At 39.1% G+C, this 26,813-nt stretch carries 25 protein-coding genes and 1 riboswitch; of the genes, 24 read left to right on the top strand and 1 reads right to left on the bottom strand.

All coding sequences use genetic code 11. From position 1 onward, the window contains the following. The first annotated feature begins 4 nt into the window (after window positions 1-4). The 11 genes from gyrA to AC6FXG_RS07225 are packed head-to-tail and all read left to right on the top strand — an operon-like array spanning window position 5 to window position 10,731. A complete protein-coding gene (gene gyrA / locus AC6FXG_RS07275; protein WP_500572158.1) occupies window positions 5-2,416 on the top strand; it encodes a DNA gyrase subunit A in 2,412 nt (803 codons plus the stop codon). Next, window positions 2,416-2,706 carry an STAS domain-containing protein gene (locus AC6FXG_RS07270; RefSeq protein ID WP_075574363.1) on the top strand — a complete coding sequence of 97 codons (291 nt, stop codon included), beginning with the start codon at window positions 2,416-2,418 and terminating at the stop codon, window positions 2,704-2,706. Before gyrA ends, AC6FXG_RS07270 begins: the two co-directional genes overlap by 1 nt. Next, window positions 2,703-3,041 (top strand): ATP-binding protein, encoded by a 339-nt coding sequence (locus AC6FXG_RS07265; protein ID WP_500572157.1) that lies wholly within the window; start codon window positions 2,703-2,705, stop codon window positions 3,039-3,041. Before AC6FXG_RS07270 ends, AC6FXG_RS07265 begins: the two co-directional genes overlap by 4 nt. Further along, the gene (locus tag AC6FXG_RS07260) at window positions 3,042-3,845 is read left to right on the top strand and encodes a SigB/SigF/SigG family RNA polymerase sigma factor (protein ID WP_075574365.1); all 804 of its coding nucleotides are present in this window, start codon (window positions 3,042-3,044) and stop codon (window positions 3,843-3,845) included. Beyond that, on the top strand, window positions 3,845-5,017 hold the full coding sequence (locus AC6FXG_RS07255) for a triphosphoribosyl-dephospho-CoA synthase (protein ID WP_500572156.1): 1,173 nt from the start codon (window positions 3,845-3,847) through the stop codon (window positions 5,015-5,017). The genes AC6FXG_RS07260 and AC6FXG_RS07255 overlap by 1 nt, the downstream gene beginning before the upstream one ends. Further along, complete coding sequence (locus tag AC6FXG_RS07250) at window positions 5,007-5,795, top strand: sulfide/dihydroorotate dehydrogenase-like FAD/NAD-binding protein (protein WP_500572155.1); 789 nt, start codon at window positions 5,007-5,009, stop codon at window positions 5,793-5,795. Before AC6FXG_RS07255 ends, AC6FXG_RS07250 begins: the two co-directional genes overlap by 11 nt. Beyond that, window positions 5,789-7,114, top strand: a complete 1,326-nt coding sequence (locus AC6FXG_RS07245) for an NAD(P)-dependent oxidoreductase (protein WP_500572154.1) — start codon at window positions 5,789-5,791, stop codon at window positions 7,112-7,114. The genes AC6FXG_RS07250 and AC6FXG_RS07245 overlap by 7 nt, the downstream gene beginning before the upstream one ends. Before the next feature lies 1 nt (window position 7,115). Further along, complete coding sequence (locus AC6FXG_RS07240) at window positions 7,116-7,676, top strand: DUF5317 domain-containing protein (protein ID WP_500572153.1); 561 nt, start codon at window positions 7,116-7,118, stop codon at window positions 7,674-7,676. Then, complete coding sequence (locus tag AC6FXG_RS07235; RefSeq protein WP_500572152.1) at window positions 7,660-8,970, top strand: CapA family protein; 1,311 nt, start codon at window positions 7,660-7,662, stop codon at window positions 8,968-8,970. Before AC6FXG_RS07240 ends, AC6FXG_RS07235 begins: the two co-directional genes overlap by 17 nt. After that, a complete protein-coding gene (locus tag AC6FXG_RS07230) occupies window positions 8,957-9,838 on the top strand; it encodes an RluA family pseudouridine synthase (protein ID WP_500572151.1) in 882 nt (293 codons plus the stop codon). Before AC6FXG_RS07235 ends, AC6FXG_RS07230 begins: the two co-directional genes overlap by 14 nt. Continuing rightward, window positions 9,838-10,731, top strand: coding sequence for a diacylglycerol/lipid kinase family protein (locus tag AC6FXG_RS07225; RefSeq protein ID WP_500572150.1), 894 nt, complete (start codon window positions 9,838-9,840; stop codon window positions 10,729-10,731). The genes AC6FXG_RS07230 and AC6FXG_RS07225 overlap by 1 nt, the downstream gene beginning before the upstream one ends. 88 nt (window positions 10,732-10,819) lie before the next feature. On the opposite strand, the gene AC6FXG_RS07220 is transcribed toward AC6FXG_RS07225, so the two are convergent. After that, on the bottom strand, window positions 10,820-12,052 hold the full coding sequence (locus tag AC6FXG_RS07220) for a hypothetical protein (protein WP_500572149.1): 1,233 nt from the start codon (window positions 12,050-12,052) through the stop codon (window positions 10,820-10,822). A 153-nt stretch (window positions 12,053-12,205) separates the two neighbouring features. Between AC6FXG_RS07220 and AC6FXG_RS07215 the strand changes: the two genes are divergently transcribed. From AC6FXG_RS07215 to AC6FXG_RS07155, 13 genes are all read left to right on the top strand, one after another. Then, the gene (locus AC6FXG_RS07215; RefSeq protein ID WP_500572148.1) at window positions 12,206-13,015 is read left to right on the top strand and encodes a DnaJ domain-containing protein; all 810 of its coding nucleotides are present in this window, start codon (window positions 12,206-12,208) and stop codon (window positions 13,013-13,015) included. After that, entirely contained in the window at window positions 13,005-13,412 is a 408-nt protein-coding gene (locus tag AC6FXG_RS07210; RefSeq protein WP_500572147.1) for an HIRAN domain-containing protein, read from the top strand. Before AC6FXG_RS07215 ends, AC6FXG_RS07210 begins: the two co-directional genes overlap by 11 nt. Before the next feature lie 173 nt (window positions 13,413-13,585). Beyond that, window positions 13,586-14,323 (top strand): hypothetical protein, encoded by a 738-nt coding sequence (locus tag AC6FXG_RS07205; RefSeq protein WP_500572146.1) that lies wholly within the window; start codon window positions 13,586-13,588, stop codon window positions 14,321-14,323. Between the two features lie 53 nt (window positions 14,324-14,376). Beyond that, the gene (locus AC6FXG_RS07200; RefSeq protein WP_500572209.1) at window positions 14,377-14,721 is read left to right on the top strand and encodes a hypothetical protein; all 345 of its coding nucleotides are present in this window, start codon (window positions 14,377-14,379) and stop codon (window positions 14,719-14,721) included. Continuing rightward, window positions 14,711-16,660, top strand: a complete 1,950-nt coding sequence (locus AC6FXG_RS07195; protein ID WP_500572145.1) for an ATP-binding protein — start codon at window positions 14,711-14,713, stop codon at window positions 16,658-16,660. The genes AC6FXG_RS07200 and AC6FXG_RS07195 overlap by 11 nt, the downstream gene beginning before the upstream one ends. A gap of 112 nt (window positions 16,661-16,772) precedes the next feature. Further along, window positions 16,773-18,947, top strand: coding sequence for a Dam family site-specific DNA-(adenine-N6)-methyltransferase (locus AC6FXG_RS07190; RefSeq protein ID WP_500572144.1), 2,175 nt, complete (start codon window positions 16,773-16,775; stop codon window positions 18,945-18,947). After that, window positions 18,947-20,932, top strand: a complete 1,986-nt coding sequence (locus AC6FXG_RS07185) for an AlwI family type II restriction endonuclease (RefSeq protein ID WP_500572143.1) — start codon at window positions 18,947-18,949, stop codon at window positions 20,930-20,932. The genes AC6FXG_RS07190 and AC6FXG_RS07185 overlap by 1 nt, the downstream gene beginning before the upstream one ends. A 231-nt stretch (window positions 20,933-21,163) precedes the next feature. Next, complete coding sequence (locus AC6FXG_RS07180; RefSeq protein WP_500572142.1) at window positions 21,164-21,892, top strand: stalk domain-containing protein; 729 nt, start codon at window positions 21,164-21,166, stop codon at window positions 21,890-21,892. A 173-nt stretch (window positions 21,893-22,065) separates the two neighbouring features. Beyond that, complete coding sequence (locus AC6FXG_RS07175; protein WP_500572141.1) at window positions 22,066-22,470, top strand: pyridoxamine 5'-phosphate oxidase family protein; 405 nt, start codon at window positions 22,066-22,068, stop codon at window positions 22,468-22,470. Continuing rightward, a complete protein-coding gene (locus AC6FXG_RS07170) occupies window positions 22,471-23,091 on the top strand; it encodes an HAD family hydrolase (RefSeq protein ID WP_500572140.1) in 621 nt (206 codons plus the stop codon). 500 nt (window positions 23,092-23,591) lie between these two features. Continuing rightward, window positions 23,592-23,745, top strand: a riboswitch (cobalamin riboswitch). A 55-nt stretch (window positions 23,746-23,800) separates the two neighbouring features. Next, window positions 23,801-24,865, top strand: coding sequence for an ABC transporter substrate-binding protein (locus AC6FXG_RS07165; protein ID WP_500572139.1), 1,065 nt, complete (start codon window positions 23,801-23,803; stop codon window positions 24,863-24,865). Then, window positions 24,855-25,889 carry a FecCD family ABC transporter permease gene (locus AC6FXG_RS07160; RefSeq protein ID WP_075574384.1) on the top strand — a complete coding sequence of 345 codons (1,035 nt, stop codon included), beginning with the start codon at window positions 24,855-24,857 and terminating at the stop codon, window positions 25,887-25,889. The genes AC6FXG_RS07165 and AC6FXG_RS07160 overlap by 11 nt, the downstream gene beginning before the upstream one ends. Then, complete coding sequence (locus tag AC6FXG_RS07155) at window positions 25,889-26,644, top strand: ABC transporter ATP-binding protein (protein WP_500572138.1); 756 nt, start codon at window positions 25,889-25,891, stop codon at window positions 26,642-26,644. Before AC6FXG_RS07160 ends, AC6FXG_RS07155 begins: the two co-directional genes overlap by 1 nt. The last annotated feature ends 169 nt before the right edge of the window (window positions 26,645-26,813 follow it).

The raw sequence follows: 26,813 nt of genomic DNA, 5'->3' as shown, positions 1-26,813 counted from the left end.
AATTATGAGACCAGATAATATAGTAGATGTAAAAATAGAAAAGGAAATGAAAAAGTCTTACCTGGATTACTCCATGTCAGTTATCGTTTCAAGGGCACTGCCAGATGTTAGGGACGGGTTGAAGCCAGTTCACAGGAGGATTTTGTACTCCATGTACGACCTGGGCAATACTTCATCCAAACCTTACAGAAAGTGTGCTCGTACGGTTGGGGACGTATTAGGTAAGTACCACCCTCACTCAGACACGGCTGTTTATGACGCCATGGTAAGGCTGGCCCAAGACTTCAACACCAGGTACACATTGGTAGACGGCCACGGTAACTTTGGTTCTGTGGACGGGGACGGGGCTGCGGCCATGCGTTATACAGAGGCCAGGATGTCTAAGCTGGCTGAGGAAATGCTAAGGGACATCGACAAGGAAACTGTTGATTTTTCTCCAAACTTTGACGAGAGCTTGCAAGAGCCAAATGTTCTCCCTTCACGCTTTCCAAATCTCTTGGTAAACGGATCTTCGGGTATAGCTGTTGGTATGTCAACCAACATGGCTCCCCACAATTTGGTAGAGGTTATTAACGGCCTCTTCCATCTCATGGATAATCCCGATTGCGATTACAAGGACCTGATGAAATATATCAAGGGACCTGACTTCCCAACAGGGGCCAACATTGTTGGAACTGCTGGCATCAAAAAAGCCTACAAGACTGGACGCGGCCTTATTACTTTACGCGCCAAGGCTGAAATTGAAACCACTTCCAAGGGCAGAAACAGGATTGTCGTTAGGGAAATTCCTTACCAAGTAAATAAATCCAATTTGATTATTAAGATTGCCGACCTTGTTAAGACCAAGGAGATCGACGGCATTACAGATATTAGAGACGAGTCGGACAGAGAGGGCATGAGGATTGTTATCGAGCTAAGACGCGACGCCAATCCAAAGGTCATCTTAAACCAACTCTACAAGAGGACCCAGCTGCAAACCACCTTTGGTGTAATCAACCTGGCCCTTGTAAATGGGGAACCAAAAACCCTGTCGCTCAAGGAACTTTTATATTATTACCTTGAACACCAAAAGGAAATTGTAACCAGGAGGACCCGTTTTGATTTGGCCAAAGCTGAAGCCAGGGCCCACATAGTCGAAGGTTTACTCATTGCCCTTGATAGGATCGATGAAATTATCAAGACCATTCGTTCATCCAAGGACGACGCAGAGGCCAGAGACAGGTTGATGGCAGGCTTTGGACTTACAGAAATCCAAGCCAACGCAATCCTTGCTATGCAATTACGCAGGTTAACAGGACTTGAAAAAGACAAGCTCCAAGCCGAATACGAAGATTTGATTAAGAGAATTGCCAGATTTAAAGAAATTCTTTCAAATGAAAGATTGCTTTTAGAAATTATTAAAGAAGAGCTGACCGAAATCCGCGACAAATACGGAGACGAAAGACGTTCAGAAATCGTCTTAGACGAAGGCGACATCGATATCGAAAGCCTGATAGCTGACGAGTCAGTGGTAATTACCATTTCAGACCGCGGCTACATCAAGAGGGTAAACGAATCCGCCTACAAGACTCAAAGACGCGGTGGCAAGGGCGTTCGCGGCATGTCCACAGCCCGTGAAGACGAGCCAAACGACATCTATACGCTGACAACCCACGACAAGGTATTTTTCTTCACAGATAAGGGCAGGGTATTTTCACTCCGGGCCTTTGAAATTCCAGAAGCAGGCAGGACAGCCAAGGGAACTGCGATTGTTAACCTCTTGCAAATCTCTGGCGACGAAAAAATCTCCGCAATCTTACCGGTCAAGAAAAACGAAACCAAGGAATACATTACCTTTGTTACCAAGGGCGGTATAATAAAGAGAACAGAGCGTGACCTCTTTGCAAATATCAGGTCGACCGGCATTGTTGCAATCGGTTTAAACGAAGGCGACGAACTCATTAGCGTCTACCTAACCGATGACCACGAAGAAATTATTACAACGACCAAGAAGGGCAAGGCCATCAGGATTAAGGCAAACGACATCCGCCCATCAGGCAGAACTGCCCGTGGGGTAAAATTAATTAGCCTGGACAAGGACGACGTAGTTGTTTCATCTGATCCAGTTATGCAAAACGCCAAACTCCTCTCAATCAGTGAAAAGGGTTACGGCAAGGCCACTTCAATCGAAGAGTACAAGTGCCAAAGCCGCGGCGGCAAGGGACTTATAACCTACAAGGTCACCAAGAAGACAGGCGACGTGGCAACCAGCCTTGTAATATATGAAAGTAAAGACCTGCTCCTCATCTCATCAAACGGCACAATCATCAGGATTGATGCGGATGGCATCAGGGAAACAGGCAGGGCCACATCAGGGGTCAAACTCATGGACCTAGTCGATGAAACAATTGTTTCAGCAATTCAAACGGAGGAATAATGAATATATTTAAAAAAGACGGGACAATTTATATTGATGGCGAATTAGATATCTTTAACGCCCAAGATGTCCGCGTTAGAGTTTTAGATGAATACGAAAAATCCAAGTCCGATATAGTGCTGGACTTTTCACACGTAAGCTTTATGGACTCCACTGGTTTGGGTGTCCTTATCTCCATCCAAAAAGTCTTAAACGATGACGGCTACAAGCTAAGGATTGTCAATGTGGACCCAAAGATCAAAAAAATCTTTGTTATAACAGAACTTGAAGAGGTGTTTGATATAAAATGAGCTGCGAAGATATTAAATTAGAATTACCTGCCAAGGCAGAATACACGACTAGCCTGAGGCTTTTGGCCTCAGGTATAGCCAGCCGGGCTGGTTTTGATGTGGACACCATGGAAGACATCAAGCTAGTTGTAAGTGAGATGCTTGTCATGGCCATCAAAGACGACTTTGAAAAATTTGTCACCCATATTAGACTTTGCGATCAATACCTGTCCATCTTCTCCTTAGTTGAAGAAGACCAAAAGGACGATTTATCTATAAAAATTATGGAAGCCCTCTGCGACGAACTGGAAATCCAAGAGGACTCCGTTTGCGTTAAATTTAAAAGGGGGGCATAGATGACAAAGTCTACGGTCGACAAGAAACCCAGCAAAGAAGAATTAAATAAACTGTTTGAAGAATTTCATAAGACCGGAGATCCTGCCATTCGCGACCAACTGATTGAAAAAAACATGTACCTGTGCGATATCCTGGCCCGAAAGTATGTAAACCGGGGCATTGACTTTGACGATATCTACCAGGTAGCCTGCATTGGATTGATCCTTGCGGTGGACCGCTTTGAGCCATCCAAGGGCTACGCCTTTACCTCTTATGCAACCCCGACAATTATGGGCGAAATCAAGAGGCACTTTAGGGACAAGGGCTGGACTATAAAAGTTCCCCGCCGGATCCAAGAGCAGTCCAAAAAAATTTCCAATGCCAAAATCCACCTCAGCCAAGTTATGGGCGAGGCGCCAACGGCCAAGGATATAGCGGACTTTTTGGATTTGTCTGAAGAAGAGGTAATCGAGGTCATGGAGGCATCTAAGGTCTACACACCTGGTAGTTTGGATATTTCCATCGAATCAAATGACGATGGCAGCGAACTCTTTTTGTCCGATGTCATTGGGGACGACGACCCAACCTATGACAGGATAGAAAACTTAGATTTTATCAAGCGGGAGCTGGAAAATTTAAACGAAATCGAAAGAACCATTATTATCGAAAGATTTATCAACCGCAAAACGCAAATTGCCATTGCCGAAGAGCTTGGCATTTCGCAGATGACGGTTTCCCGGATAGAAAAACGCGTTATCAAAGAGCTACAAAAATCAGCCATTAAAAATGGGACTGTAGAAAAAAAGGCCAAGGCCAAGAAATAATGTACCAGAAAAAAATTTCTTCCCTGGCCCTCAGGGCCATGGTCCAAGAGCTTGATATGATTGATAAACCGGGCCTGGTCACACCTGTATCAAACGGATCCCATAGAGATATGGATTATTTTTTGATGCGACGGGGGATTCGGAGCCTGGAAACTTATTTTGAACAAGCCTTTTCTCTGGGCTTCTTTAAAGAGCCTTTTTTTAAGGTTAGAAACTTAGGTCAAAGGGCGGAACGCCAAATGTTTAGAGCAACCGGGGGAGTGAACACCCACATGGGGGCCATCTTTCAGCTAGGGATCCTCGTCTACTTGACCGGGCGGATAAAATCTCGGGGCTTATTTATTGATAAAAATAATTATCAGGTGGAAATCTCCAAAGAGCTGGAGGATTTAAAATTAAATTTTCTTTTGAAAGAAAAGAAAGTCGGGGCCCGGGCCGAGGTGACCTCCGCCTATCAGATAACTTTTGATAGCCTGGCCTATAAAAAATCCGACCGCCTGTATTTTATTATTTCAAAACTCATGGATACCAATATTTTGCGGAGGGGCGGAGAAGACTTGCTAGCCCAAGTCCAAGACCTGGCCAAAAAATCTTTGAAATCCCAAGAGGCCAGACGCGAACTCCGAGATATAATAGAAAAAAATAGCCTGTCTCCAGGCGGAGCGGCTGATATACTTATAAATTCTTTTTTTATCCAGACTTTTTTGACCTATGAAAAATCTTATTCGGAAAACCTTAAAAAGCAAATCCTAGCCACCAAAGAAGAGGTCGGTTCTATAGGTTACGAGAACAAAATTATTTTGTCCCTGGTTTTTCCCGGCTGGATAAAGACAAATGAAAAATTTTTAGGCTTTTACGAAAAATACCAAAAAATTTACGATAAAAATTTTAAACTTATTAAAGAAATCAAGGACCAGACTGGATACAGGGCCATCTATGACTTAGGGGATGCAGATCCAGTCGCAGTAAAAAAAGCGGCTGTAGACTTGGAAGCTGGTTCCCTTATAGACATAGACGTTTACGGAAAAACCATGGTGGATAGGCAGGCTCTGGATCTGCCACAGCGACATTGCTTGGTCTGCGACCGACCAGCCAAGGCCTGCATGGTTATGAGGGCTCACGATATATCAGAAATTATTGCAAAATCATTGGAGATAATAAATGAAAATTAATTCAAGAGAAAAATTAGCAGAAAATATTTACCAAATTAAATTCACCGACCCGGCCCTGGTTAAAAACGCCAAGCCCGGGCAATTTTTAATAGTCCAAACCGACGAAAAGTCCGAGCGGATCCCCTTGACCATTGCCGACGCCGATCTGGAGACTGGCGAGCTTACGATTGTGGTCATGGAGGTGGGCGATTCCACTCGCGATTTGGTGACTGCAGATGAACTTTATCACGTCTGCGGACCTCTGGGCAATCCATCTGACCTTGCCCTTATGGACGAGGAAGACTTAAAAAAAGAACGCGTTGTATTTTTGGCAGCTGGCGTTGGCGCGGCCCCAGTTTATCCGCAAGCAAAATTTTTGCACGACCACGGGGTCAAGGCCGACGTAATCCTGGCCGCCAGAAACGAATCCTTACTTATATACGAAGACAAATTGGCAGCAGTCGCCAATTTACACATAGCAACTGATGACGGGTCCAAGGGCTTTAACGGCCTTATCACAGATGCCTTGGTGGACTTGGTTGACAAGGGGGCGGACTTCACCCGCATTGTCGCCATTGGCCCTATGATTATGATGAAGTTTGCGACCCTGACTGCAAAAAAATTATCCATACCTATAATTGTCTCCTTAAATCCAATTATGGTTGACGGGACAGGCATGTGTGGATCTTGCAGGTGCCTTGTCGAGGGCAAGGCCAAATTTGCCTGCGTTGACGGCCCAGAATTTAGGGGCGAGGAAGTGGACTGGGACGACGCCCTAAGGAGGCTAAAGAGATGGTAGATCTAGAAATGCAAAAAAATTTAAAAGCGTCCAAGCGCGACCGGATAAATCCAGCCGACCGACCAGCTGATGAGAGGATCCAGGACTTCAATGAGGTCAACTTGGGATTTACCGATGAAGAGGCGGTCGTTGAAGCAGAACGCTGTGCAAATTGCAAGGACCCAAAGTGCGTCAAGGGCTGCCCAGTTGGCATCTACATTCCAAAATTTATAATGGAAGTTAAATCTGGCGACATCGAGTCGGCTTATAAAACCATTCAAAGCTCACACGCTTTCCCCTGTGTAACTGGGCGTGTTTGCCCACAGGAAACCCAGTGCGAAAGCCTGTGCATCTACAATAAATTAGCCAAGCCCGTAAACATCGGCAAGCTGGAACGCTATGTCGGCGACAAAATGCGGGGCAAAACTCAAGCATCTAAGCATAATTTTATAGGTTCTGTCGGCATTGTGGGCTCAGGTCCAGCCGCCATGGCCTTGGCTGCAGATTTAATTCGCGCAGACATCAAGCCCGTAGTCTATGAGGCCTTTGATAAGTTGGGCGGCGTTTTGGTCTACGGGATTCCTGAATTCCGCCTGCCAGCAGAAATTGTAAATGAAGAAATCGAAAATTTAGTCGCATCTGGCATGGAAGTTCACAAGGGAGTAATTGTAGGCAAGACCATGAGCTTTGACGAGCTCTTGGCCATCCACGATTATGTATTTATAGCGAGCGGTGCAGGACTTCCAAATCTCATGGGCATACCTGGCGAAGAGGCCAACAATGTCTTAACCGCCAACGAATTTTTAACCCGGGTCAATTTATTAAGGGCCAACGACGAAAATTATCGGACGCCTATGCCACTGGGGAAATCCGTGGCTGTAATTGGCGGCGGCAATGTGGCCATGGACGCCAGCAGGGTGGCCAGACGTTATTACGATTCGGTCGACCTGTATTATAGGCGGGCTTACGAGGACATGTCAGCTCGCGTCGAGGAAATCGACCACGCCATTGAAGAGGGCGTTAACATGCACTTTGGCTACAGTCCAAAGGCCATTGGCGAAAATGAAATCATCTTTACCAAGGACGGCGAGGAAGTCAGACGACCTGCAGATTTGGTAATTATAGCCATTGGAACTAAGCCCAATAAACTAATCGACTATGAAAAGGAAAATATAAAAACCAAGGACGGGCTCATAGTCGTTGACGAAAACCTGCAGACCTCAAACCCACGGATCTACGCGGGCGGAGATGCGGTCACTGGCGCGGCTACCGTTATCTTGGCCTACCAATCTGGGAGGATTGCCGGGAAAAATATAATTAAAAAATTAAAGGAAAAATAAAATGATTGCAGAGACCCTTATAATTCTGTTTGTAATCGCAATATACAAACGCTATTCATTTGAAAATTTGTCCAGCCTGCCCGAGCGGGCCTGGGGATTTTTGGCGGCCTTTATTGGGATAAAGGTGATAGTGTTTTTGTGTATTAAAATCGGCATGGATTTTGGCGGCCTGAGGTTTTTCTCCCTCATGAGCCAGACACTACTCTTCGCCTTTTTGTATTTCAACAGAGATTATAGGGGTATTTTATTGGTCTTTATTGGGAGCCTTCTAAACTTTATTGTCATGTTATTAAACGGCATGCGGATGCCCATAAGCGGAGAATATTATAAGCTCATTGCAAGCCCCGAGGCCTACCAGCTGACAGAAAGTGGAGCCAGCTTCCACCATTTTATAATGGACCAGACCACTAATTTTAAATTTTTGGCAGATATCATTCCATTTATGCGGCCCTATCCTTTCCCCAAGGTCGTGTCCATTGGAGATATACTTTTGGCGGCGGGAATTTTGGTCCTGGGCCTCAGCGTTTTAAAAGGAGATTATGTAGATGAAGAGACAGTTTAGACTTATACTTTTATTAATAATGGCCCTGGTCTTTGTTTCCTGCAAGCCAGGGGACAAGGCTAAGGACAAGGCCCAGCTTGCCGAAGAAGTGGAGGCAAGTTCAAAGGAAAATAAAAATACGGATATAAACTTAGATTTAGAGTCAAGCTCAAAGAAAGAAGAAAATGCAAATTTAAATTCAAGTTCTAAGTCAAGCGAAGATGAAAAAGAAAAAGAAATTTTAAATTCAAATTCAGAGGCAATAGAAAAGAAAATAAAAAATGAAATTGCAAATGAGGATTACCAGGCCACCCTCATGGTGGCAGGGGACATTATGTTCCACTCCCCCCAATTGGACGCGGCCAGACAAGGCGACGGGACTTATTCTTTTATGAATACCTTCCGCTATCTGCGACCACTTCTTTCCAAGGGCTACGCTCTTGCCAACTTTGAAAGCACAATAGCCGATGCCAATTTCTCCGGCTATCCGGCCTTTAGGACCCCCCACAATGCCATGAATGCTATAAAATTCGTGGGCTTTGACATGGTGGCCCTGGCCAACAACCACTCCCTTGACGGGGGCCTGGCAGGAGTTGTTCGTACGATTGAAACCGCAGATTTTTACCAGTTGGCCCACGTGGGCACTTACAAGGACCCAGAGTCCAACTTGCCAACAATCGTAAATATCGAGGGCAGGGACATAGCATTTTTAAATTACACTTATGGCCTCAACGGTCTTGACCGCTACATTGAGGGCAAGGAATATATGATAAACACCTTGAACGAAGACAAGGTTTTGAAAGACATTGCCTACGCCAAGGAAAATGCCCAAGGGACAATTGTCATCGTCCACTGGGGAACAGAGTACAGGCGGACGGCCGACGACTATCAAAAGTACTGGGCCAAATTTTTTGCAGAAAACGGGGTCGACATAATTCTGGGCTCTCACCCACACGTCATCGAGCCGGCGGAATTTATAGACCACGAGGGCTTCCAGACCTATTGCATTTATTCCATGGGCAACTTCTTGTCAAATCAAAGGCGAGAGTACATGGGCGGTTCACCCTACGGCGAAGACGGGGTCATTGTCGAGCTCCAAATAAAAGCAGCCGGCGATCGTATCTACGCGGACACAGTAACCTATCACCCGACCTGGGTCCACAGGATAAATAAGCCCCTGTCCTTTACAATTTATCCTTGCGAGGCAGGATTAAATGGCGAGATCAAGGGCGTTGACGACTTTATAAAAGGCCGCCTCCAAGAATCATACGACAGAACTATGGAAATTTTTAAGGACACAAATGCAGATTCTTAACTTTAAAGTTTCAAAAGACGCTTACAATCTCAACCATGCCCTTATGGACCTGTCCATTTCCCACAGGAATTATCGCAAGTACTTTTACCAGGACAAAATTTTTGTGGACGGGGAAATCATCCACGGCAAATCGCCCGTCTATGCAGGATCGACCATTACTTTTCACATAGATGACGAATTTGACGCGTCCGACCAACCTTACACGCCGGGCGCGCCCGAGGGGGAAATTTTATTTGAGGACGATCTCATTGTCGCCATGAATAAGCCGGCTGGGATTTTAACCCACGAGACCAAAAATTTCGACGGGATAACCTTTCGTGACTATGCAAAGAACACTTTTTATAAGCTTGGCATCCGCCAGCAAGTCCGCTTTATAAATCGCTTGGACTTGGACACTTCGGGGATAATTTTAATCGCCAAGTCGGACCTGGCCCAGGGCCTTTATTCGAAAATCCACAAGGACACGACGGTCAAAGAATATATAGCCATTTGCAAGGGCAACCTCTACGAAAAAACTCTGGTCGACCTGCCTATTGGCCGCCACGAGGAAATCGGGACCAGGCGGATAATCGCGGCCGAAGGCGAGGGCCAAGAGGCCCACAGCATTTTTACGCCCCTTTACAATAAAGGGCCTTATTCTATTATCAAGGCCCAGATAAAAACCGGCCGGACCCACCAAATTCGCGTCCACTTGATGAGTTTAGGTATACAAATTTTGGGCGACATGATGTACGGGGTGGGGATTGACGGCATGTACCGCCAAGCCTTGCATTCATTTAGATTAAGGACCAATGCGGGCGGGCGTGAGGTCGACGTCTTTGCAGAAATGCCAGAGGATATGAAAGAATTAATTAGGAGAATATTTTGATGAAATATTTATTTATAATGTCAACCAAGGCGGCAGGTGGAAAAAATTTGCCGGATGAAAATAAAATTCAAGCGGCCATGGCAGGCGAGGACTATGAGATTATTTACACGACCTACGCTGGCCAGCCTTTTGATATCGCCAAGGACCAGGCGGCAAAATATGGACCTGATATAGCCATCTACGCCTGCGGAGGAGACGGCACCATCAACGAAGTCGCCTCGGCCCTGGTGGGGACGGATTCATACATGGGCGTCCTCCCATGCGGTACTGGTAACGACTTTTGCCGGACCGTCCACGAAGGCAAGACTGTCGACCAAGTTCTAGCTGAAATTAAAAATGCCCAGAAGACCAAGATCGACATAATCAAGATGAACGACCGCTATTCCATAAACATTGGATCAATCGGCTTTGACGCCGCCGCAGTCTACAGGGTTGTAAACAATGTCAATAACGTCCGCAAGTACAAGGGCATGTCCTACCTTGTGGGTGCCCTTCAGTCACTAAAAAACGACCGGGTCTTCCCACTTTCCTATGAGTTGGACCTTGTCGACGGGAGAAAAATTTCTGGCCAAGGAGAATATTTGCTCTTGACACTTGCCAACGGATCCTATTATGGCGGAGGCTTCAAGCCAGCGCCATTGGCCGACATCAGGGACGGGATCATCGACCTCACCCTGGTCGAAACTTTATCCTATTTAAAAGTCGCCCTCCTTATGATGAGGTACAAAAAAGGCAGGCATCTCAACATGAAATGCGTATCTACTTATGAGGTAAAGTCCGGCAAAATCAAAAGCCTGGGCCAAGACACCTATCTCAACTACGACGGCGATGTATGTAAGACTAGGGAGATCGATTTTGAAATCCTCCCCCAAGCCATTAATTTTTTGATGTAAAAGGCCATGTAAATGGCCAATTTTTTTATTTATTTTACAAATAAAAATGGTCGAAATTAATCGACCATTTAACCAATTTTAATAAATTTTAATCTACATAATAGACAAGGATTTTACCATTGACACCAGAAATTACATAATCGATTACCAGCAATCGGGTATCTCTATCAAAATCCAGCAAAAGATCATTGCTAAACTTCTTCGTCTCTCCATTTTCCTTGATGCTATAAGGGAAAATGTGTCCAAGAGGGATTGTTTTTCCATCAATGATAATGCCTCCCTCATTATCTTTTGTAACACCATCTGCGCGTAGTTTATCTGCTGCAGCACCAATACGATTATAGAAGCCAAAGGCTAGAGGAAGCTTGATTCCATTTTCAGAAACCCCATACATGCCACCAGGCAAGATACCTATATCAATTGATAAATTCTCTTCAAAATCATTTTTATCTATAAAATATATATAATTGTAAACTGGTAACTCTACTTTTAAATTTTCCCTACCAGCCTTATCCAAATTTTCATTTAATTCTTCTAAAAATTTGATAGTATTTCTAGAATTTTCATAGAAGCTAAGTTCTTTTTTCCTTTCTGGTTCACCATATAATATAGAACTTCTCTCCTTGTAATAGTATCTATTAAGGTAAAACCTTTCCCTCTTTCCATCGTGATTTACATAGAATTTAATTCCATCATCCTTGCTTTCGACCTCAAGTTTATAGTCGCCGACTACTGAATTATTTAATTTTTTTACCGCTTCAACACTTACAGGACCTAGTTTTTTTACATCATCATATTCATTGTATTCCTCTGTTTCGACATGGTCCTTAAAAATGGTTTTGATGACAACTTCGCCCTTGTACTTATCATAGTCAACAGAAAAACCAACAAGATCTCCTAAATCGCGGAGTTTAACATAGTTATTGCCATCGATTAAAACAGATTTAAAAGAATACTGGTGGTTGTCAACCAGGCAGGTAGTTTCTCTGGACTCACCCTTGGCCTTGGAATTCTTTGGTGTAAACAAGTCCTTGGATCCGCTGTAAGCCTTGCCTAGCTCAATGGAAACCATATTTTGGTCTTTGTCAAAGCCCACGTCAAACTTTCTATCGGTAGAAGAAACAATAGCTGCAATGTCCCTGATCCTAAAATAATTGCTGCCCTTAATCACATAGCCATTTACCTTTACAGCTTGGCCATCAAGACTAAGCTTAGGTGAATTCATCACGGCATCGACAATCTCAACCTTTTCCTCTGGTCCAGCATTCAAAACAGTGGCAAAAACCATAAGAAAAGATAAAAGTAGGATAAACTTTTTCATACATACCTCCTAAAATATTAATATATTAATATAATTATAGAGAAAACAGGGAAAAATATCAACAAGTGTAAAAATGACCTTAAAAATATAAAACAATGTGGTATAATAAAGGAAAGAAGAAAAACATCGAAAAAATACATAGAAAGGACTATCATGGCAAATATTGAACTATCCCAAGAATATGAAAATTTAAAAAACGAAATCCAAGAATTAAAAAACACCTTGACGGAAACGATTTTTAAATACGATGAACTCAAATACATCATCTGCAAGAACATAAAAACCAAGTATATGCTAGAGATTGGGACCTTGGAATACCTGGTCTACAAAGATTATTGCCAGTATCTCCGCCTCAAACGCAAGGCCGAGAGAATACGCTTTCACAAATACCGTCACGAAAAAATCGACCTCAAAATGATCGACACCGACCTTGACAAAGAGTTTGCAGAATATCAAAAACGCCTTGACGACCGGGCAGAGGAAATCACCAAGGCCGCAGGAGAATTGGAAAAAGAAGTCCTGACCACAGAAGAGACCAGGGAAATCAAAAGCCTCTACAGAAAACTCATCAAAAAACTCCACCCCGACCTTCACCCCGACCAAAGCCCAGACAAGATCGAACTCTTCCACAAGGTCGTCCAAGCCTACAAGGACGGCAATTTAAGCCTAATGCAAGTCTTGGCCGAAGTCGTAGATGCAGACGCCGAGGTCGAGATCAAATCCACCATGGAAGAAATGGCCGAACAAAGATATAGGCTTCTTAATAGCATTGACGCCGTCAAGGAAAAAATTCAACAAATTAAAACGACCACCCCCTACATTTGGAAAGAAATCTTAGACGACCCAATCAAAAAAGCAGAGAAAATCGCTGAACTCAAAGAAGCCCAAAAATCTTTTAAAGACACCATAGACACACTTGAGGAAATTATAAAAAAACTATTGGAGGAGACCGATGACAGATAAAGACCTAGCAAAAATTGACGACATAGAAAAACTCGCCCTCATATCCGCCCACGCTGGAGGCCTTGACATGCCCAAGCCCTTTGAAAGGGAAATATATTTGTTCGACACCCACGTGGCAGGGACAACCCACATCGAAAAAATTAAATCCATAGAGCCCCTCCTTAAAATCGGCGACAAGGTCAATTTTTACCGGGAACCAACCAACCCCCACGACCCCCAAGCCATCCGGATCGAAACCACCGGCTACCAAAAAATCGGCTACGTCCCCCGCGCCGACAACATAGTCTTCGCCCGCCTCATGGATGCCGGCAAAAACCTCTACGGCAAAATCACCTCCAAAGAGTGGCAAGACGACTGGCTTAAGATTGAGATACGGATATATCTGTGGGAAATATAAAAGGACTGTGATATAATGAAAGAAAGAGTATAAATTTAATTTTCTGAAAGGAAAAATAACAGATGAAGATTTCAACTAATTTTAATAACAAAAGTAGAAGAACAAGATATAAATCTAATAAATATAGGAAAAGAAGGAAGTATACATTAAGCCTTAATAGAGAGGAGTATAGTATGGATAAGCAAAAGTTTGATAAACAAATAAGAGGAAAAAGCATAAATTTTCTAATTGGATCTGGGGCTAGTGATCCAATGTATAAAACTCTATCACTTGGAAAAAACTTACCATCATTTGAAGATATTGTTACAAATCAGAATATCACTGAAACAGCTAAAAATTTGATGTACTTATATTATTTTAAAAATTGGATTTATAAGATGTTGATTCCAGAAGAGGAATTCAAAGAAGAAACTGGAGATGTACCTGAAAATTATGAACGTTTTATAGAAAGGTTATTTGATTATTTAATTAGTGAAAGCAATGAAAAACCTAAGAGAATAAATATTTTTACCACTAACTATGATTTAATGTTCGAGAGGACCTTTGATAAATTTTTATTCAATAATCCGTTGGTATATTTTAATGATGGCTCAAGGGGGATAAACAAAAAGTACATTAACAGTTCAAATTATTATTTGAATGTTACTCATAGTGGTTATAACGACAACTTTAGAAGAGAGGTACCAACCATTAACCTATTTAAATTACATGGATCATTATCTTGGGAGCTTGATAAAGATAGAATAGCTGTTTTACATAGCAATAATGACAATATTAAGTTGATTGATGAAGCGGCAAATAATGTAAATTGTGATATCAAGCAAATTAAAAATATAATTAATAATTGCTTCGATAAATCATCAGAAATTGATAAATTCATTGAAACTTTAATGAAGAAGTTAGTAAATTAGGTGTAAATGAGGGAAAATTACAAAATTTTTATACAGAATACAAAAGTTTAAATATAATAAACCCTGATAAATATAAATTTGCTCAGACTGTTTTAGAGCAACATTATTACCAATTAATTCGATCGTTTAGCTATGAGTTGGAGAAAAAACAGGCGGTTCTTATTGTATTTGGATTCTCTTTTGCAGATGAGCATTTAAAAGAAATTTTTGAAAGATCTCTTTCAAACCCTGAGTTGCAAGTTTACTTTATTTCTCATTCTAAAGGAGGGCAAGAAAAAATAAAGAGTAAGTTTAGTGGATATAAAAATATAACCTATCTACCCTCTGAATTTTCAAAGACAAAAAAGGGAGATTTTAATTATCTTATATCTCTATTAGGTGATAGCGATGAAAAATAATTATGTTGTAGGAAATGTAATTAAGGTAGATGGATTAAAAATAGATGTTTTAATGAACGATCAGTCCAATCTAGAGTCTTTTCATTTTGATGGAGAGATGTATGATGGAATTTCTATTGGTAGCTATGTAGGCATAATTAGAGGGTCTAACAAAATAGTTGCAAGGGTTGAGAAAGAATTTTTAGAAGATATTATTAAAGATCCAAGCAAACAAGAGTACATGCAAAATAGGTTTGAAAGGCATTTAGAAGTTCATTTAATTGGTAATTTTTATGACAAAAAATTCAGTTTTGGGATTCAAAGATTTCCAATGATATACAATGAAGTTGTATTATTAACAGAAAATGAAATTAAGCAGGTATTACAAAAAGATTCGGTACTTTCAAAGCATACATTATCTATAGGAACGTATGTTTCAAACAATATAGAGGTTAATTTAGCTTGGGATAAGATTTTTAATACCCATATAGGCATATTTGGGAATACAGGCAGTGGAAAATCAAATACATTGACAAAACTGTACTCAGAGCTTTTTTTAAAGGAAGGTTCAGAAATTATTAAAAACTTTAACAACAAAAGCATTTTTGTATTTTTGGACTTTAATGGAGAGTACACACAGGATAATATTTTTAGCAATAATAAAAAAATTATAAAATTATCTACAGACAAAGCCCAAGGACTTGATAAAATATTGCTTAAGCCAAGATCTTTTTGGGATATAGAGACATTATCAATATTATACTCAGCTACAGAAAAAACACAGAAACCCTTCTTGAAAGGAGCAGTTGACTTCTTTTTGGATAAAGAAAAATATGATATAACGAGTGAAAAGCTTATTAATGGAATGTGCTTAGCTTTTTCCAATGTATTTAATGCGAATAATAACAATGTATTTAATGCGAATAATAATAAAGAAAGTCTCTCGCTATTAAACAAGTGCATAGAGATAATTGGCATTGATGTTCACGATGACAAAACAGAGGCATTAGAAGAGATTGATGTTTCATGGCTAGATTGCTTATGGCATTCAAGCTCAAATACATATTATTATATTAATAAAAATGATGATAAGAAAGAGGCAGTATACATTAATAATAAGACTAAGGATGAAATACAGGAACAACGCATTCAATTTGAAAATTTATTGCAAATACATGATGTTAATTCTCAGATAGACAAGTTATCTTTAACGAAGAAGCTACAGATAGCTGTAAATTGTCATTTAATATTTTGTTTGTCTTATGGCAAGGTCAACTTTGATTATATTAGCCCGCTAATACATAGGATTGAAACAAAATCTAAGTTTATAGAAAAAACTATAGACCTTTCTGCATCTGAAGATAACTGGAATCCTATAAATATTATTTCTCTTAGAAGTTGTAATTCTGAGGCTAAAAAAATGATCCCATTATTGATAGCAAAAGAATTATATGATGACCACAAGAAAAAAATCGAGGATGATACTGAAGTTAATAATACCGTTCATTTAATTATAGATGAAGCACACAACATTTTATCCTTTCAATCCAAAAGAGAAGAGGAGTCGTGGAAAGATTATAGATTAGAAGTATTTGAAGAGATAATAAAAGAAGGTCGTAAATTTGGATTTTTTATTACGCTTGCTAGTCAACGGCCCTACGATATCTCCCCGACTATAATTTCTCAGTTGCATAATTATTTTATTCATAGATTAGTTAACGAACAGGATCTAAAAATGATTGCTAACTCTGTAAATTCATTAGATTCTTTATCAAAAAGTCAAATTCCATCATTAGCTCCTGGACAGTGCATTATTACTGGAACAAGTTTTGAAATGCCCTTACTTGTTCAGGTAGAAAAGTTATCAAAAGATAAATCACCAACTAGTGAGAATGCAGATTTGGTTAAAATGTGGACAAAACAAGACAGCGAATCGGAGGATTCATTTATAGGATTTTGAAAAGATATAGAAGCTATTAGCATCCATTTTTTAGTGAAAAAATATAGATAAAATGCATTAAATCTGCTATAATGTCTACTATAGAGAGTAAAATGTGGCGGGAGGAATTGAAATGGAAAATATAAAAGTTAGCGAAGTAGTTGAAGAATTAGGAATTTCTAAGTCATATTTATATAAGTTGGTAGATAAAAACAATATTGCTATTCCTAAAAGTGATACTGGGAGATATACTTGGAATAGAAGTGCAGTTAAAACAATAAGCAACTTTTTAGATGATGAAGATCAAGAAAGTATTAGCTCTACTGATAATCTGATTTCAGAATTAGGATTGAAGCAATCATTTATAAATAATAGAAGATATTTGGGGAATAAACATTCACTTTCTGATTTTATCAGGAGTGTTGTTGATGAAAATTGTAACGGTGTAAATATTGTTGTTGATATTTTCAGTGGTACTGGTGCAGTTGCAAATGCTTTTAAAGATAAAATGATAATAACCAATGATTTGCTTTATAGCAACTATATTTCAAATTACGCTTGGTTTGGTCCTGAAGATTATTCATCTGAAAAAATAATTGCAATTATATACAAATACAATCAAATAAAAACAAGCGAAGATAATTATATGCGCAAAAATTTTGCGGATACTTTCTTCTCTGCGGATGACTGTAGTAAAATTGGTTTTATAAGAGAAGATATAGAAGGGAAATTTAAGAAGGGTAACATTAACTTTAAAGAATATGCAATTTTGATTACATCTCTTCTGTATGCCATGGATAAAATAGCCAATACAGTTGGGCACTATGACGCTTATAGAAAAAATTCTAGCTTTGACAAAGATTTAGTATTAAATGTTTTGTTGCCAGAAAAAGATATGAATCCTAATAATAGTTGCTACAATCTAGATGCTAACGAACTAGTAAAAGATATAAAATGTGATTTGCTCTATTTAGATCCACCATATAATTCAAGGCAATACTGCGACTTATATCACTTACTTGAAAATGTCGCCAGATGGGAAAAACCAGAAGTTTATGGCGTGGCAAGAAAAATGGACAGAACTAATCTTAAGAGTGACTACAGTTTGATTACTGCAACGGAAGCGTTTGAAGACCTTATTAAAAACGCAGAAGCAAAATATATATTACTATCCTACAATAATATGTCTGATAAGGGAGATAGTAGATCAAATGCTAAAATTTCTGATGAGGATATTATGAGAATCTTGTCGGATAAGGGAAAAGTCTCTATTTTTGAATCAGACTATAAGAGCTTTACAACAGGTAAATCTGATATAAAAGATAATAAAGAGAGGCTGTTCTTGTGTGAGGTATCTAAAGAAGATAAGGATAGAAAAAAATTAAATATACAATGTCCTTTTAATTATACAGGGGGAAAATTTAGGTTGCTCAATCAGTTACAACCTCTATTTCTTGATAAGTCTACTTTTCTAGATGTATTTTGTGGAGGAGGGAACGTTGGAATAAATTCATCTTCTTCAAAAGTAATTCTTAATGACTCAAATGAAAAAGTTATAAACTTAATAAAATATATCAAAGAAACAGATACAGAGAAGATCTTAAATAAAATAGATAATATAATAAAAGAGTATGGGCTTTCAAATTCTTCATTATATGGATATGCTTACTACGATTGTGATAGCGGTAAAGGATTGGCAGATTACAACAAAGAAAAGTTCTTAAGACTTAGAGATGATTTCAATACTAAGATTTTAAATGGAGAGATAGATTATTCTATGCTGTATGTACTGATTGTATTCTCTTTTAATAATCAGATTCGTTTTAATAGTAGAGGTCTTTTCAATCTTCCAGTTGGCAAAAGAGATTTTAATTCTAAAATGAGGAGCAAATTAATATTGTTCTCAGAAGAATTAAAAAGTAAGGATGTACAATTTACAAATAAAGATTTTAGAGAAATATCATTGGATAAACTCCAAGATGATACATTTATTTATTGTGATCCCCCTTATTTAATAACAAATGCGACTTATAACGAAAACGGAATGTGGAAATACACAGATGAATTAGACTTATATGATTTTTTAGATAAAGCGAATGAAAAAGGATTTTCTTTTGCTCTATCTAATGTTTTGGAAAGTAAAAATATAATAAACGAGTCATTAAACAACTGGATTAAACGCAGAGGGTTTACAGTTACGTACTTGGATAAAAACTATTCTAATAGCAATTACCAGAGAAAAGATAAAAGTAGTATTTCTAAGGAAGTATTAATTACTAATTATCCCGTTAATAGGAGGAGCGAATAATGTCTAATAGAGGTTTTCCTTATAAAAGTTTTTGCTGGGTTATAGGTACAACTAGTTTTAGGACAGCAAAATTAAATTTAAAAATAGAAGAGCAGCTATTATTACTTGATGATTTTTATAATGAAGTAACAAGCAAGGGTAGCTGGAACTGGAATAATGAGTTACAAAAATCATACTATGACTTTATGAAAAGCAGATCTTTTTTAACAGGAGATGCAAAAAGAAAAGATAAGGATGCAAGAGAAAAAACTTCGGGACTAGTTGAGATAGGTTTAATTACTGATAATAGATTAATCACAGAGGCTGGAAGAGAATTACTTCAAATTACAAGCGAAGGTAGTTATGAAAACACTAATATATTTAATATTAGTAATGACAGTTTTGTTTACCTTAAGCAACTTCTTAAAACAAGTATAGATGTAAATGGTAATATAGTGAGACCATACATTGTAGTTTTGAAATGCTTAAATGAGCTAGAATATTTAACTTATGAGGAATTCACCTATTTTATACCGTTGATTAATGATAGATCTAGTACAAGACAGGTTATTTCAGACATAAAATCATATAGAAAAGGAAAGATTTTACCTGAAGAAATAATCTATAAAAGATTAATGCAAATGGATAATTACAAATTAGCTAGGGAAAAATTTCTATCCTCTGAAGTAGATGAAAATCTTATATGCCTAATAGGAATGAATCGTAAAAGCAGAAAATATGATAAGCAATATTATGATTTGTATAGGAATCTAAGAAATATATTTCTTGAGGGTGGAGAGGATGCCGAGTCATTGCTAGTAGCAGCTAAAAAGATAAATCAATATCCCGGGACTTTATGGAGAAACTTATTGTTTGAAACCACAAGCATTAGGAAAATTAGGAATGAAGGTATAAACTCTATTAAAGAAGACTGTCCATTTAAAAATTGTAAAAATGAATTAGAGTTAAAGGAAGTTTTTTTCGAGTACTTACATGTTTTCAAAGCTATGGCAACTTTAAATGACTATTTTGACTTAAATAGAAGGTATTTTAATATAACAGATACCTTAATATTTGAAGACCGTATAATTAAATTGGATATCCTTCCAAAATATTATTTCAAAGAAATTATTGATGACTTGTACAAAGAAGCCTTTAAAAAGGATAAAAACCTCAAGAAAAATGTAAATCTAGAAACTATATCTAAAGCCTTTAAGGTGGATATGAGCAAGGTCTATGAAGCTTTAAGTAAAGAGCTAGGTATTACAATTAAAACACCACAACAAGCAGCAACTTTTATAAAAGATGAAAGATATCGCAGATTTAATAAACTAATTGACAAGCAGTTCAATGATTCTATACTCATAGAATTACTCCAATGTTTTGAAAAACGCGATGATAAAAGAATAGAAGAACTTGTAACAGATGAGGCGACAATACCAACAATTTTTGAGTATGTATTAGGTATTATATGGTATAAAGTAAGCGAGAGACAGGGAAATATACTAGATTTTATGAAGCTTTCGTTAGAGGCAAATTTGCTACCAAAAACGCACGCTGCAGGCGGTTATGCTGATATAATTTATGAATACGAAGCCTGCGAGTCTTATCCAAAGCACGCCTTATTACTTGAAGCAACTTTATCTGATGGATCTAATCAAAGGAGAATGGAAATGGAGCCGGTCTCTAGACACCTAGGGGATTATAGGATTAGATATAACAACCCTTTTGATTATAGTTTATTTGTAAGCACATACTTGGATAAAAATGTAATTTCTGATTTTAGATATAGAAAAATAATTCCTTATACTAGAGACGATGAAACAATTACAGGTATGAAAATAATTTCAATGGACACCAGTAGTCTTAAAAAAATCATTGAGAATAAAATAACGTATAGTTATTTATACGATGTTTTTGATAAGTATTATGAAATGCCGTTAGAAACTTTAGATTGGCATGATGGAATGATAAAAGAAGCTACTGAAGAGTATAGGGCAGAGTAATAGAAATTGTACCAAGCGCTAGTAAAATAAAACGCCAATTTAATTTTCAAACCAAAGCCCACTTTTCGTGGGCTTTTTGTTTGTGTAAAAATGCCAAGTGCTTGAATAAAAAACTGCCAATCACTTTAATGAGTATAAAGATAATTTCCCCTCTCTTGGGATTTTCATATTTACTTTACATGACTCTTGTGGTAAAATTTATATATAATAATATATAGGAGGATTTATATTATGAAAAAGCGTTTAGTATTTATTTTTGTAGGCGTTCTTTTGCTTTCATCAGCAATTTTTGCTGCAAGTTTTAGAAAGAACATCACAGTTGACTACATGGGCATCAAGCTTGTGGTTGACGGCAAGGAAGTCATTATGGGCAATGATATGGCTGGCAACAAGATTGAGCCATTTGCTTATGAAGGTACTACTTATCTCCCAGTCCGTGCTCTTGCAGAAGCTTTGGGCAAGAATGTTCAATGGGACGACGCAACCAAGACTATTTTTATCGGTGATGGTTCAGCAGCTCCAGTTGCAGATAATCAAAACAATACTCCAGCTCCAAGCACTGGTCAATATTTAACAGATGTTATGGATCCATTTAGTATGAAAAGGGCCACTGTTTACAAAACAAAGGATAGGAAGTCCCTATCATTAGCTGGCAAAGAGTACACCAATGGCGTTTATTATGATTCATACTATGGTAGGCAAGGTCATACTAATTTTAATCTTGACGGAAAATACACAAACCTAACTGGTAAATTGGGTGCCGATCAAGAGGGAAGTACAATTCGTTTTGATTTTATTGCAGATGGAACTATTATTCAGTCCTATGATATAATCTCTGGCCAACTTCCAGTTGATGTAAATCTAAATGTAAGTGGCGTTAGACTTCTTGAAATCAAATATGAAGTTACTACTGGCGATATGTATTCAAGTTCAGCATTTACAGACATTATGGTTAGATAAAATTCTCGAGCAAGAGAATTTTCTTTAAAAGCCCTTGGGCAAATAAAATTAAAAATTAAGCGGAGGCCCCGGCCTCTGCTTTTTGTTTACTTTACTTGCCTTTTGTTGTAGAATGAATGTGGTGGCTTTGTTTTTGATTATTGTCACCGAAGAAGAATTTTAGGAGGTTTATTATGGATAATATTAAAAAAGTTTTAGAGGTTTTGGGCAGCGTTGATGTTTTTTATCTTGCAACATCCGTTGACGGCAAGCCAAATGTAAGGCCTTTTGATGTGCATACAGAATTTGAAGGAAAGATTTATTTGGTGACCAAGAAGCACAAGAATGTTTACTCTGAGCTCAAGGCCAATCCTTATGTGGCTATTGCAAGGGCTACTGGTCAGGGCTATTTTAGGATTTACGGTGAGCTCATCGAGGACGACCGCCGCGAAGCGCGTGCTAAACTCGTAGACGACAATGTGGAACTTTGCAAGGGCAAGTACGCTGCAGATGACGAGGACACAGCTGTTTTCTATTTCAAAGACGCGACTTTAAATTTGATGGAACACGGCAAAGACCAGATTGTGATTGAGTTTTAAATGAAATTTAAAAATATTATTTTTGATGTGGACGGGACTCTTTTGGATTCCCGTTCGCAGACTATAGAGGCTTTTGACCGCCTGGCCATGGATAAAATTGGTCGCCATTTGGAGGGGGAGGAGAGAGACTTTGCCTTTCACAATCCTTCGTTGGAGACTTTGAAGGCCTTAGGGCTAGAAACCAATGATGAAAATATGGCCGAGCTTTACAGGCACTTCCACGATTTGAGTGGGAGTTTGAAATTTTTTCCTGGCATGAAGGAGGTCTTGGACCAAATAAAAACTAAAGTTAATTTTATGGGAATGGCGTCTAATCGCGACATCGACGAGTGCGAGTACGCCCTGGCCCACAATGGTCTGGGCGAGTACTTTGACGACTACGCCTGCAGGGACCATGTGGCTAATCCCAAACCCTCTGGCGACATGCTGGTCTGGTATATGAAAAAGCATAGACTAAATCCGGCAGAGACCATTTATATTGGCAATGCTGTGACCGACCATATGGCCGCCATTGACGCGGGGATAAGTTATGGGATTGCGGAATGGGGGACCACGGAATATCTACAGGAAAAGGCTATTTCATTTAAAGAGCCAAAAGATATTCTCAAAATTTGCGGTTAAAATCGCGATATTCTCGTGAAATTTAATCGGTTTGTCTACCATAAAGGTAGACGCTACATGACCGATTAAATTTTTCGCGTCGAATCTCATCGAAATTACGAAGCCCTGCCCAAGAGGTCAATTTCCCGTAGCGGCGATCCTGAAATGGTCGCCAAGAAATTGACCGATTGGTATGCAGTGACTCACGCAACCTCTTGTCCAAGAAAACAAAATTTCTGTAGCGTCCGATTGCAGCCACGCCCAAGAATCGAACGCGAAAGCGTGAAGATGATTGGCAAGCGTTGACTCACGCAACCTCTTGTTCAATCGTTAGACCGAAGGGAAGAACGATTGAGGACAAGAGTCTGAGGAGAATTTCGGACAAAAAATTTTGTTTGATTGGTTGCAAGAGTCTGAGGAGAATGTGGACCGAAAAATTTTGCCCTAAAAGTTATACATTATAAATTAAATATGTGCTCATTTGTTGTTTGTTCTTTGAGAAATTTTGTGCTATAATCTCCCTGTAAACAATTTAATGTGTGAGCAAAAGGGAAGTTGGTTTAAGCCACACGGTCTTCGCCACTGTAAAAGCCGAGGGTGCATCTCACTTGACGGGAAGGGATGTATTTGTTCGAGGCAAAGAGTCAGGATACCTTTCACATGTAATTTCTTTACGAAAGATAGAGAAGTTTATTTTAACTTCCTCTATATTTTTAAGGAGGATTTTTTTATGACAAATTTGAGAAGAATTTTCGCACTCTTGCTTGCTCTTGCCCTTGTTTTTTCATTTGCAGCTTGCAGCAAGGTTGACGAAAAAAAGGTTGAAGAGCCTAAGCAAGAAGAAAAGGTAGAAAAGCAAGACGAAAAAGCTGAAGAAAAGAAAGATGAAAAAGCCGAAGAAAAGACTGAGGCCAAAGACGATTACTACCCAGTAACTGTTGAGACTTACAGTGCTGATGGAGAAAAAATCGAACTTACTTTTGACAAGGCACCTGAAAAGGTCTTGTGTGTTTACCAATCTGCAATTGAAAATATGCTTGCCCTTGGCCTTGGCGATAGGGTTATTGCAAACGCAATGCTAGACGTACCTGTAAAGGATGAGTGGAAGGACCAATTTGATAAGGTTCAGTATTTTGAAAAAGCCCCGTCAAAGGAGGCCGTTCTTGATATGGCTCCTGATATGATTATTTCATGGTCCAGTTATTTCCGTGATAAAACTCTTGGCGATGTTAAGTTTTGGCATGACAGGGGTGTTAAGACCTATATTAATTTAAACAGTGGCATCATGAAGCCAGACAAATTGGAATATGAATACCAAGACATCAGAACCCTTGGCAAAATTTTTAACAAAAACGAAGAAGCAGAGACTTTGATTTCTGAAATGGAAAAGAAGATTGCTGAAGGTCAAAAACTTTCAGAGTCCAGAGAGCCAGTTACTGCTGTTATTTTAGAAATTGAAGGCGACAACCAATTCAGAAATTACGGTGAGGATTCAATCGGAGGAAACATTGCAAGCTTGGCTGGAGCTAAATTGGTTTTTGATAAGAATGGTAAGTTTGGTCTGGAAGAATTGATCGAACATAATCCAGAAGTTATTTTTACAGTTTACTTTGGAGATGAAAAGCTTAGGGATGGCGAAAAAGAAAAGATTTTAAATAACCCACAATTGCAATCCTTGGACGCTGTAAAAAATGGCCGCGTTTATCCAATTATGCTTAGTGAAGTATATTCATCTGGCGTTAGAACAGCCGATGGTATCGACACTATCGTAAACGGACTTTATAATGAAAGATAAAAAATTTAGATGGCTAATGCTAATATTACTTGTAGTATTAGCCATTTCTATTATCTTGGGCGTAAATATTGGCTATGCCAAAATCAATTTTAACCATGTTTTAAAAATTATCTTGTCCAAGATCGGTTTTGGCGTTGATGTTAGTGGAATTCGCCCACAAGATTTTGACATCATTTACCTTATACGTCTGCCCAGACTTATCCTTGCCCTTGTTGTTGGTATGAGCCTTGGCGTGTCGGGTCTTGTAATGCAGGCTGTAGTTAAAAACCCTCTTGCAGACCCCTATGTGCTCGGCATAAGTTCGGGCGCAACTTTTGGAGCAACCCTGGGCATTACCCTTGGCATAAATAGGATTTTCGGATCAAATGCCATTGGTGTATGTGCCTTTATTGGAGCATTTGCCATTGCAATTATGGTTGTAGTTTTGTCCAACATCGGCTCGCAATCGTCGACATCCAAACTCCTGCTTTCGGGTATTGCCCTTTCAACTGCCATGAACACCCTGTCCTCGGTTTTAATATTTTTATCATCAAATCGTGAGGCCTCGCGTGAACTAACTTTTTGGCTCATGGGATCTTTGGCAGGGGCCAAGTGGGAAAACCTCACAAGGATTGCCCCCATCATTTTCCTCTGTACGCTTGTATTTTTCACCCAGCACAGGAATTTGGACCTGGCACTTTTGGGCGACGACATCGCCATCACCATGGGTGTTAACCTAAACAAGCTAAGGCACATCTACCTACTTATCATAAGTATAATGATTGGTTTTGTAGTCTATGTAAGCGGGATTATAGGCTTTATTGGCCTCATCATCCCCCACGTAGCCAGATTTATTGTGGGCAACAGCCATAAAAAGCTGGTGTTTTTGTCTGCAATCTTGGGTTCCATCCTTTTAATCTGGGCGGACATAGCTTCGCGCGTCCTCATTCCATCCACAGAGTTGCCCACAGGAGTTGTTGTAGCTCTCATAGGCGCACCGTTATTTATATATTTAATTATCACAAAATCTTTTAGGAGGAATTAATGATTATTACAGAGAATCTTTCTTATAGAATTAATGGCAAAACCCTTATAAAAGATATAAATTTGAAAATTGAAGATAAAAAGTTTGTCGCAATTATCGGGCCAAACGGGTCGGGCAAGTCGACAATCCTAAGGTGTATTTACAGGGCCAACAAAAATTATACGGGAAATATTATTATTGATGGCAAAAACTTGCAGGACATAAAGGTAAGGGATAGTGCAAAAAAGCTCGCCGTCATGAGTCAGATAAACGATATGAATTTCGATTTTACGGTTTATGAAATGGTAATGCTTGGTCGCAGCCCCCACAAAAAATTTATGGAGAGGGACAACAAGCACGACAAGGAAATTGTCCAAGCAGCCATTAACATGGTTGGCATGGAGGGCAAGGAAGACAGGTTCTTGTCCAGCTTATCTGGTGGGGAGCGCCAAAGAGTCCAACTTGCACGCGCCTTTTGCCAGGAGAGTGAAATTTTAATTTTGGACGAACCCACAAATCATTTGGATATTAAATACCAGCTGGAGCTTTTGAAACTCGTAAGAGACTCGAAAAAAACTGCAGTCGCCGCCCTCCACGATATAAATTTGTCACTCATGTTTTGCGATTACCTTTATTGTTTAAAAAACTCCCAGCTCATCGCCCAAGGCACGCCTGAGGAAATAATTACCGACGAGATGATCTACAAGCTCTATGGAGTAAAATCGCAAGTCACAACAACAGATGACGGAATAAAAAATATTATATGGAAGATATAACACGCTTCAGAGCGTGTTTTTATTTGTGCTTAATTTAAATTGATTAGGAAAGGCACTTAAGATATGCTGATATTAATCCGCACTAGATAATGTTTTGCTCATTTGACTGGACTTATTTTTTTTTTTGATATAATTGTGATATAATAAAGCATAATAAATAAAAAATATT

The sequence above is a fragment of the Ezakiella massiliensis genome, assembly GCF_059862345.1.
This window is presented reverse-complemented; position numbering and strand designations above follow the sequence as displayed.

What these genes read in the sequence shown, in the direction of transcription:
- AC6FXG_RS07185 (WP_500572143.1), top strand. Translation starts at nt 18,947, where the DNA reads ATGTCTAATAGAGGTTTTCCTTATAAAAGTTTTTGCTGGGTTATAGGT.
- AC6FXG_RS07250 (WP_500572155.1), top strand. Translation starts at nt 5,007, where the DNA reads ATGAAAATTAATTCAAGAGAAAAATTAGCAGAAAATATTTACCAAATT.
- AC6FXG_RS07230 (WP_500572151.1), top strand. Translation starts at nt 8,957, where the DNA reads ATGCAGATTCTTAACTTTAAAGTTTCAAAAGACGCTTACAATCTCAAC.
- AC6FXG_RS07215 (WP_500572148.1), top strand. Translation starts at nt 12,206, where the DNA reads ATGGCAAATATTGAACTATCCCAAGAATATGAAAATTTAAAAAACGAA.
- AC6FXG_RS07190 (WP_500572144.1), top strand. Translation starts at nt 16,773, where the DNA reads ATGGAAAATATAAAAGTTAGCGAAGTAGTTGAAGAATTAGGAATTTCT.
- AC6FXG_RS07240 (WP_500572153.1), top strand. Translation starts at nt 7,116, where the DNA reads ATGATTGCAGAGACCCTTATAATTCTGTTTGTAATCGCAATATACAAA.
- AC6FXG_RS07195 (WP_500572145.1), top strand. Translation starts at nt 14,711, where the DNA reads ATGAAAAATAATTATGTTGTAGGAAATGTAATTAAGGTAGATGGATTA.
- AC6FXG_RS07170 (WP_500572140.1), top strand. Translation starts at nt 22,471, where the DNA reads ATGAAATTTAAAAATATTATTTTTGATGTGGACGGGACTCTTTTGGAT.
- AC6FXG_RS07255 (WP_500572156.1), top strand. Translation starts at nt 3,845, where the DNA reads ATGTACCAGAAAAAAATTTCTTCCCTGGCCCTCAGGGCCATGGTCCAA.
- AC6FXG_RS07160 (WP_075574384.1), top strand. Translation starts at nt 24,855, where the DNA reads ATGAAAGATAAAAAATTTAGATGGCTAATGCTAATATTACTTGTAGTA.
- AC6FXG_RS07205 (WP_500572146.1), top strand. Translation starts at nt 13,586, where the DNA reads ATGGATAAGCAAAAGTTTGATAAACAAATAAGAGGAAAAAGCATAAAT.
- AC6FXG_RS07220 (WP_500572149.1), bottom strand. Translation starts at nt 12,052, where the DNA reads ATGAAAAAGTTTATCCTACTTTTATCTTTTCTTATGGTTTTTGCCACT.
- AC6FXG_RS07225 (WP_500572150.1), top strand. Translation starts at nt 9,838, where the DNA reads ATGAAATATTTATTTATAATGTCAACCAAGGCGGCAGGTGGAAAAAAT.
- AC6FXG_RS07235 (WP_500572152.1), top strand. Translation starts at nt 7,660, where the DNA reads ATGAAGAGACAGTTTAGACTTATACTTTTATTAATAATGGCCCTGGTC.
- gyrA (WP_500572158.1), top strand. Translation starts at nt 5, where the DNA reads ATGAGACCAGATAATATAGTAGATGTAAAAATAGAAAAGGAAATGAAA.
- AC6FXG_RS07155 (WP_500572138.1), top strand. Translation starts at nt 25,889, where the DNA reads ATGATTATTACAGAGAATCTTTCTTATAGAATTAATGGCAAAACCCTT.
- AC6FXG_RS07210 (WP_500572147.1), top strand. Translation starts at nt 13,005, where the DNA reads ATGACAGATAAAGACCTAGCAAAAATTGACGACATAGAAAAACTCGCC.
- AC6FXG_RS07270 (WP_075574363.1), top strand. Translation starts at nt 2,416, where the DNA reads ATGAATATATTTAAAAAAGACGGGACAATTTATATTGATGGCGAATTA.
- AC6FXG_RS07260 (WP_075574365.1), top strand. Translation starts at nt 3,042, where the DNA reads ATGACAAAGTCTACGGTCGACAAGAAACCCAGCAAAGAAGAATTAAAT.
- AC6FXG_RS07245 (WP_500572154.1), top strand. Translation starts at nt 5,789, where the DNA reads ATGGTAGATCTAGAAATGCAAAAAAATTTAAAAGCGTCCAAGCGCGAC.
- AC6FXG_RS07265 (WP_500572157.1), top strand. Translation starts at nt 2,703, where the DNA reads ATGAGCTGCGAAGATATTAAATTAGAATTACCTGCCAAGGCAGAATAC.
- AC6FXG_RS07180 (WP_500572142.1), top strand. Translation starts at nt 21,164, where the DNA reads ATGAAAAAGCGTTTAGTATTTATTTTTGTAGGCGTTCTTTTGCTTTCA.
- AC6FXG_RS07165 (WP_500572139.1), top strand. Translation starts at nt 23,801, where the DNA reads ATGACAAATTTGAGAAGAATTTTCGCACTCTTGCTTGCTCTTGCCCTT.
- AC6FXG_RS07175 (WP_500572141.1), top strand. Translation starts at nt 22,066, where the DNA reads ATGGATAATATTAAAAAAGTTTTAGAGGTTTTGGGCAGCGTTGATGTT.